General features: G+C 31.9%; 8 protein-coding genes and 1 tRNA gene. 6 read left to right on the top strand and 3 right to left on the bottom strand.

Annotation, left to right across the window (positions count from 1 at the left end):
* The first annotated feature begins 188 nt into the window (after positions 1-188).
* From CI949_RS13840 to CI949_RS13815, 6 genes are all read left to right on the top strand, one after another.
* Positions 189-938, top strand: a complete 750-nt coding sequence (locus tag CI949_RS13840; RefSeq protein ID WP_076545773.1) for an ABC transporter ATP-binding protein — start codon at positions 189-191, stop codon at positions 936-938.
* The gene (locus CI949_RS13835; protein ID WP_076545774.1) at positions 910-1,833 is read left to right on the top strand and encodes an ABC transporter permease; all 924 of its coding nucleotides are present in this window, start codon (positions 910-912) and stop codon (positions 1,831-1,833) included. Before CI949_RS13840 ends, CI949_RS13835 begins: the two co-directional genes overlap by 29 nt.
* Positions 1,834-2,646 carry an NEW3 domain-containing protein gene (locus tag CI949_RS13830; RefSeq protein ID WP_076545775.1) on the top strand — a complete coding sequence of 271 codons (813 nt, stop codon included), beginning with the start codon at positions 1,834-1,836 and terminating at the stop codon, positions 2,644-2,646. It abuts the gene before it with no gap.
* 24 nt (positions 2,647-2,670) lie between these two features.
* On the top strand, positions 2,671-3,630 hold the full coding sequence (locus CI949_RS13825) for an ABC transporter permease (RefSeq protein ID WP_166637093.1): 960 nt from the start codon (positions 2,671-2,673) through the stop codon (positions 3,628-3,630).
* 51 nt (positions 3,631-3,681) lie between these two features.
* Positions 3,682-4,332: a hypothetical protein gene (locus tag CI949_RS13820; protein WP_076545777.1), complete on the top strand. Its 651-nt coding sequence runs from the start codon at positions 3,682-3,684 to the stop codon at positions 4,330-4,332.
* Between the two features lie 114 nt (positions 4,333-4,446).
* The gene (locus CI949_RS13815; protein WP_076545778.1) at positions 4,447-4,896 is read left to right on the top strand and encodes a PepSY domain-containing protein; all 450 of its coding nucleotides are present in this window, start codon (positions 4,447-4,449) and stop codon (positions 4,894-4,896) included.
* A gap of 50 nt (positions 4,897-4,946) precedes the next feature.
* Here CI949_RS13815 and CI949_RS13810 read toward each other — a convergent pair whose 3' ends face one another.
* The 3 genes from CI949_RS13810 to CI949_RS13800 form a co-directional block, all read right to left on the bottom strand.
* Complete coding sequence (locus CI949_RS13810; RefSeq protein ID WP_076545779.1) at positions 4,947-6,254, bottom strand: 3-deoxy-D-manno-octulosonic acid transferase; 1,308 nt, start codon at positions 6,252-6,254, stop codon at positions 4,947-4,949.
* A 151-nt stretch (positions 6,255-6,405) separates the two neighbouring features.
* Complete coding sequence (locus tag CI949_RS13805) at positions 6,406-7,305, bottom strand: acetamidase/formamidase family protein (RefSeq protein ID WP_076545780.1); 900 nt, start codon at positions 7,303-7,305, stop codon at positions 6,406-6,408.
* 184 nt (positions 7,306-7,489) lie between these two features.
* Positions 7,490-7,565: transfer RNA gene (locus tag CI949_RS13800), tRNA-Glu, on the bottom strand.
* Between the last annotated feature and the right edge of the window lie 155 nt (positions 7,566-7,720).

Raw genomic sequence — 7,720 nt, 5'->3', positions numbered from 1 at the left:
ATAATTTTTGATAATTATTAAAGGCATTGTTCAGCTGAGATAACTCCAGCTGGGCGATGCCTTTTTTTATCTCTGTTATTTTAAAGATTAAAAAAATCTCATTTTTAATTAATAAATCTCTAATATCTAAGTTGTAAAATTTAAATCAGAGCAAGAGGTAATAATAATCTTAAAAAGTGGTGATAAAAATGTTGGTAATAAATAGTTTAACTAAAAATTACGATGGTTTTACAGCTGTTGATAATTTAAGTTTTAAAGTAGGAGAGGGTGAAATATTTGGCTTCCTGGGACATAATGGAGCAGGGAAAACAACAACAATTTCTATGCTGGTCTCATTAATCAGACCAAGCAGTGGAAGTGCTGAGATTGCTGGTTATGATGTTGTAAAAGATAATCTTAAAGTAAGAAGTATGCTTGGTTATTTACCAGAAAATGTTAACTTATACAGCAACTTAACAGCTTTTGAAAATCTCTATTTTTTTGGTAGTTTATCTGGGGTTGAAAATGTTGAGAAAAGGATAAATGAGGTTCTTAAGGATTTAGAGATGCACTCCTGGAAAGATACAAAAGTCAGGGAATTTTCTAAAGGAATGAGACAGCGTATCGGTATAGCTCAGGCCTTACTGCATAAACCCAGGATATTATTCTTAGATGAACCAACATCAGGTTTGGATCCACAGGGGACCAAAAGCATCCGTGATCTGCTCTTATATATAAATAATAAGTGGAATACGACTATATTTCTAAATACTCATCTTTTATCAGAAGTGAAAAAAATCTGCAGTAGTATTGGAATAATAAGTCACGGGCAATTGCTGATGACAGATTCTTTAATAAATATTAAGAAAAAATTTGGTAGTGAAAAATCTCTTGAGGATATATATTTCCGTATTGAGGGGGATCAAAATAATGGGGAAAATACTGTCTATAGCATCTAAAGAAATAAAAACTGCATTTAAAGATAAGGCTTTTCTTGCAGTTGCTTTACTTTTCCTTCTGCTTTCTATTCTATCAGTGTATATAGGGTCAGCAACCAAAAATGCTGAAATCACAGCATATCAGGATATTGTTAACTTATTGAAATCACAGGGAGCTACTTCTATTCCAGCAGAGCCGAAGATATTCCCCTTATCAATTTTGAAAAATATTATAAATTATGTTGCGGTAATAGGCTCGATTGTTGCTATATTTCTTGGGTTCAATTCTTTTAGTGAAGAAAGAGAGGAGGGGACAATTAAGCTTTTACTTTCAAGACCAATTTACAGAGATCAGCTGATAAATGGTAAACTTTTTGGAGGAGCATTCGTAATTGCAGGTTTATTAATAATAACTTTAGTTTTTAATTGTTTCCTTTTTACAGTGGTATCTGGAATGAATATTAATTTTGCTGAATTTAGTCGTTTAACTGTTTTTTTTGTTTTTGCTTTTTATTATATGATAAGTTTTTATCTTGCCTCATTATTTGTTTCTCTCAAGAGTCAAAACAGTACTTTTGCTTTTTTATTAATGCTAATTATCTGGATGGGAGTAAGTTATGTTATTCCACAGCTGGCTGAAAGCCAAAAAAATTATGTTTATGTACTGAATAATATAAGTCAAACCATGAATCAAATGCCGCAGGATACACTGATCTCTAAGACAATAGAGATATTTTCTCCTACAGTACAATTTAAAAATATAGGTCGTGACCTTCTGCAGGTAGTTCCAGAACATGCTCAACTTTCTCTTTTTACATTATTGAAGCTTAATCTGCGATCTATTATATATCTTCTAGTTCCTGGGCTTTTTATGCTTTTTGGTTCATACAATAGTTTTTTAAAAGAAGGTAATTAAATGAAAAGAATATTAACTGTATTAATAATTTGGATAGTCTTGGCACCAGGATTTAGTTCAGGAGCAGCAGCTCAGACTTTTGCTACCAGTCCTATTTATCTCAGCAAAGAGGCAGCGGGGGGTCAGCAGGTTGATTATACTTTTCTAATTAAAAATAATGACCAGAGAGAACATAATTATTCTTTTCAGATATTAAATCTTCAAAAAGAATATATCAGCAGTCTGGATTATAAGTCATTTTCAGAAACCAATTTTAGTTTAACTGCAGGGAATAGTAAAAAAATAGACTTGAAATTAAAAATACCAGAAAACTCAAAAGCTGATCATCTTTCATTCCGGGCAGTCTTGAAAAAAGAGGGTAATATTACTAAATCTCTACCACTTAACATTAAAATTAATAAAGATTATCAGCTCACAATCGCAGATTATCCTCGAGATTTGAATTTGATCAGTGGTGAAAATCAAAGTTTTTCAGTTACAGTTGGAAACATAGGAACAGAGACTCTAAAAAATATTAAACTTAAATTTGAGCTGCCGAAAAAGTGGTTAATAGAAAATATTAAACCCAAACAAATGGATCTTAAAGCTGGAGAAAAAGGATCATTTAATGTGGATATATTTGTTCCTTCATCACAGGCAGCTGCTAACAAAGAGATTTCAGTAATTGCCTATAATCAGCATTCTCAGACAAAAATTTTAATTGGCTCAATTACTGTTAAAAAGAATCCAAATTACTTTTTGGTAATCCTGATTCTGCTGATTATTATGATAATGGGAACAATATATTATTTTCGCAGATTTGGAAGAAGATAAATATTTTAAATGGAGGTGAACTTAATGAGTGAAATGATAGTGATTGCTAGAAAGGAGATTAAAGATTCTTTAAATAATAAATTTTTTCTTTCCATACTTATTTTGCTGCTTATTTTAACCATAGTATCAATAGTTTTGGGGACCTTACAGGTCCACTCCCAGATAGCACAGTACAATAGGTCTATTGAGTTTTTAAAGTCAATGGGTAAAACTAATTTACCACCAATGCCCAGCCTTAATCCTCTCTCAGTATCAAAGAGCTTTGTAAATTATGTTGCTATGATTGGTGCTTTATTAGCAATAGTCCTCGGTAATTATGCAGTAAGCAAAGAGAGGAAAAATGGTACATTTAAACTGATACTATCCAGATCAATTTATAGGGACCAGCTTATTAATGGAAAGTTGAGTGGGAATCTGCTGCTCTTAGCTTTAATTAACTTTGCTATTGCAGCTGTAACAATTATTTTTCTTACTGCTTTGGGGGGAGTTAGTCTTAGTCAGGCGGATTTAATAAGATTAATCTTTTTCTTTGCCGCTTCATTTTTATATATGGCCTTGTTTTTTATAATTTCTTTGTTTGTAACTCTGCTTCTACCATATAAAAACTATGCCCTGCTTACAGTAATAATTATCTGGCTTGTATTTGCTTTTATATTCCCTCAAATTGGCGATACCATGGATATGGATAACCAACTTCCTGGTGGATTTTTCGCAAGTATGGGACTCAACAGAGCTCAGGAGAAACAGATAGTCAATAAATTTAAATTCTATGAAACACTTAGAAATGGAATAGAAGAACTTTCTCCAACCAAACATTTTGAAAGAATTAGTTTTGCTCTCTTAGGAGTTAAACCTGGTTTTAAAAATAATACTGCCTGGGAAATAGCTAATCTAAAGTGGCTAAATCTGGCAGGTTTATTAGTGCCTAATATAATTTTAAGTATGCTGTCTTATCTGGTTTTTTTGCGCAGAGAAAATCTTTAAATAGATAATATATTAAAAAGTTAAAAATAATAACTATGGAGGTAAAAGATTATGATGAAAGTAAAAAAGAGTAATTGGCTCACATTGACTTTGCTATTATTAGCAGCATTAATAGTTTTTTTTGGAGGTGCTAGTAAAATATATGCGGCTGGAAATAATTTGGACAGTGATAAAGATGGAATTCCCAATGATGTAGAAAAAGTATATGGAACTAATCCTTATGCTGCTGATAGTGATGGTGATGGAATGAATGATAAAGATGATAATAATCCTGTTCAATTGAGTAATCCTATTAAAGAAAGCGGCAGCCGAGATTTACAAATAAGGGTAAAGGATGCAAGGGTAGAAGATAATTTTGATACTAATCATTCGGATCTTCCTGACCATCTGCAAATAACATTATTAAATAAAGGGAAAAAATCTTTGAGCAATATAGAACTCTATTATACAATAACTGATAAAAAAACAGGTGCCGAAGAATCGTATTATCAGAAACTTAATTCAGAAATTGCTGCAGAAAGTGAATTAACTCTTCATTTTGACAATAAAATTGCTAAAGATCATTATTCTGCAAATATGAATGGATTATATGGAAGTTCAACTAATGGTTTGATTTTTGATGTTTATCTGCATGTGAAAGGCTATAAAACTCTTAATTTTAAGATAGAAAAGGATGCAGGTGCTGCAGAAGTCGCTGACTAAAAATCAATATGAATATTAAAATACTTTAATCTATAATTAACATTTGTTTAATTTTTAAAGTATAAAATGAAATTGTAGTAAAAAAGAAATTAAAAAAAGGAAAGGATGAAAAATATGTTGAAGAAAATAATAGCAACATCAATGTTAGCTGTATTTGTTTTTGGTTTTGTGGGAGGTATATTTACTTTATCCGAAAATAGGGTTCAGGCAGCTGATCAGAAATCTAATATTTTTAATATGGAAAAGGCTATTAAGGTTGTAAAAGAGAAATATACTAATGCCCAGGTTAAATCAGTTGACAAAGAATTGGAAAATGGTAAAACATTTTTTGAAGTAGAATTTACTGATTCAAATGGAAATCATGAGGTAAGTATTGATGCAGATACTGGTAAAATATTAAAATCTTTTGAAGATGAGAAAAATAATTATCAGAATGAAAGTGGAGAACATCATAATGAAGGTAATGAGACAGAAGACTATGATAATCAGGATAATGAATCAGAAGAACATGGAGAAGATGATGACAGCGGCAGTAATCAGGATGACGACTATGAAAGCGAATAATGTAGAAAAAAGTTATTTTTGAAAATAGCTAATATATAACTTATAAGCTGTCAGTCTTGATGCTGACAGCTTTTCTGTTTGATTATTTTTAAAGTATGGTTAAGAATTCTTTTAGAAGCACCTCTATTATTTAGAATTACTTTTCTGGCTTTTTCTCCCCTGTTCTTTAAATTGTTTTTATTATTTAAATAATAATTAAGTTCTTTTTTTAAACTCTGCCAGGTATTTACCTGTATTCCGGCATCATTTTTAATTAAAAGATCCCTGCTGTCTTTAAAATTAGACATATCCGGACCGAAAAACACCAGTTTTCCCTGGGCGGCAGGCTCCAGTACATTATGCCCCCCTTTTCCCATCATACTGCCTCCTACAAAAACTAGATCAGCAATACTGTATATTTGTGCCAGTTCCCCGATAGTATTTAAAATAAGAGCTTCAATTTTTTTAGAATTGTTATTCTTAAGCTCTGTTTTTTTTACAGCATCAATATTATTTGTTTTAAAAATTTCATTGATTTCAGCTGCTCTTTCAATATCACGGGGAGCAACAATAAAATATAAATTAGGAAATTCCTTTTTTAGCTCTTGATAAATCTGGATTAAATGTTTTTCTTCATCAGGATGAGTACTACCAGCAACAAAAACTAAATTATCTTTATTTATTTTAAACAATTTTCGATATTTTTCTTTTTTGTTTTCAGAAATTAGAGAATAATTCTGATCAAATTTTGTATTTCCCAGGTTAAATACTTTTTTTTCATTAGCTCCAAGTTCTATAACTCTATTTTTATCCTGTTCAGACTGCATGGCCAGACAGTCAATATTATTAAGCATATCCGGCATAATTGAGCCTAAATAATTATATTTTTTGTAACTACTATCACTTATTCTACCATTGGCATAGATTATTTTATGCCCTCGCTTGTTTGCAATCTTGATAAAGTTTGGCCAGAGTTCAGTTTCAATAATCATAATCAGATCAGGATTAATTATATTTAAAGCCTTATTAACAGCAAACGGTAGATCAAAGGGAAAATAGACTATAGCATCAGCATCCTCAATGATTTTGTGGGCCATATTCTGGCCGGTATAAGTGGTAGTAGAAAAAATTAATTTGTATTCGGGTAGTTCTTTTTTTAGTTCTTTTACAACAGGACTGGCGGCCACAGTTTCCCCGACAGAAACTGCGTGAATCCAGATGACTTTATTATTGGTGGCTAGACTTTTTATTTTATTTGCATAAAAGCCAAAAAGTTCTTTGGTATTTTTTTTGTTTGTATTAGTAAGCTCTTTATAGATTAAGATAGGAGAATAGATTATGAAAATTAAAACAAGTAATAAATTATAGATTATGTACATGATTAAAACCCCTTAAAATTAAATGCTATCTGAATTATATCAGAACTAAAAAATAATGACAAATAGCTGAAATTTGAGCTTGCTAGCTTTTCGGCAATAATAAAGGCTGACCTAAAAAAGCCAGCCATTGTTTAAATTATAAAAATTGTAATTAATACTTTAAACCATATTTTTCTAACACCCTTTTTTCTACTCTCATGCGGGCAGTTTTTTGAGGATCAACAACCTGACTAATCTGGAGATCACAAATAATACTCATCAGCATTGCAAGCTCATTATTACTCAGTGGAAGTCTTTCGTTCAAAAATTGAAACATATTGTTGCTCGCTTTTTTGGCAGCGGCATCCAGATCTGTACCCGAAGCAATAGTATAAAAAGCTGGTTCAGTTTCAACTATTGGATCACTTAATTCCTTATTTTTTATTAGATCAACTTTGACAGTAACTTCACCAGCAATTTCAATACCTGTTACAACAACTTCGCCATCACCCATGGCTGCATGCAGATCTCCTATTGCCAGCATTGCTCCAGGAACTCTAACCGGAAGATAAAGAATTGCATTTTCCTTAATTACTTTGGTGTCCATATTTCCTCCATGGGAGGCTGGTGTACCACAGGGAACAGCTTTCTCGTCTTTGCCAGGTGAAGTACCAATTACTCCAATCATTGGATCGAGATCAATATTAATTTTTTCGTTAAAAATAGCCTTATTATTTTCGATAGGAATAATTTTAGTCTCCGAATCAGTAATAAATTCTTCCAGAAATCCCATTTCCGGAGAGGTAATCATAACTCCCTGATCCTTTACTTTGATTTTTTTGATTTCTATTTTCAGTGTGTCTCCAGGTTCAGCACCTTCAATTTTTAGAGGTCCAGTTGCTGGATTAATTGTCTCCCAGTCTGTCGACTCAAAAAGTACTTCCTCACTTTGAATCTGATTACTAAAACAGTCCTGTGTCTCAAAAATTACTGTTTCACCTGGCTGACAGCTGGCAGCCTCCTTATTGTGGGCAGACATTGAATAGATATGCTTGTCGGCTGATATTTTCATTCTATCCCTCCAGATTTTAATTAAATATATTTAAAATTGAGAATATTTATTATAAATTATAACATAGAATTTTTCTACTGTCAGCTAATCGACAAAAACTGACAGGTTCACGGTGCGTGTACATAAACAAACATAAACGAGCATAAACAAAAAAGACAGCCAATTGGCTGTCTTAGATTCAAAATGGTACCCTCAAGGGGATTCGAACCCCTGCCGCCAGGATGAAAACCTGGTGTCCTGGACCCCTAGACGATGAGGGCAAATTTTTATATAATTTTGTTGACTGCAATAAATATAATAGCATAAGAACTAACTGGCGTCAAGAATTTTGCTGAAGAGCTTTTTGCTTTGTACAATTTTTTCTTAAAAAAGAATAAAAAATTTGCAGTAAATATCTCCAATAATAATTAAAACT

Source organism: Halanaerobium sp., from assembly GCF_003070835.1.
This window is presented reverse-complemented; position numbering and strand designations above follow the sequence as displayed.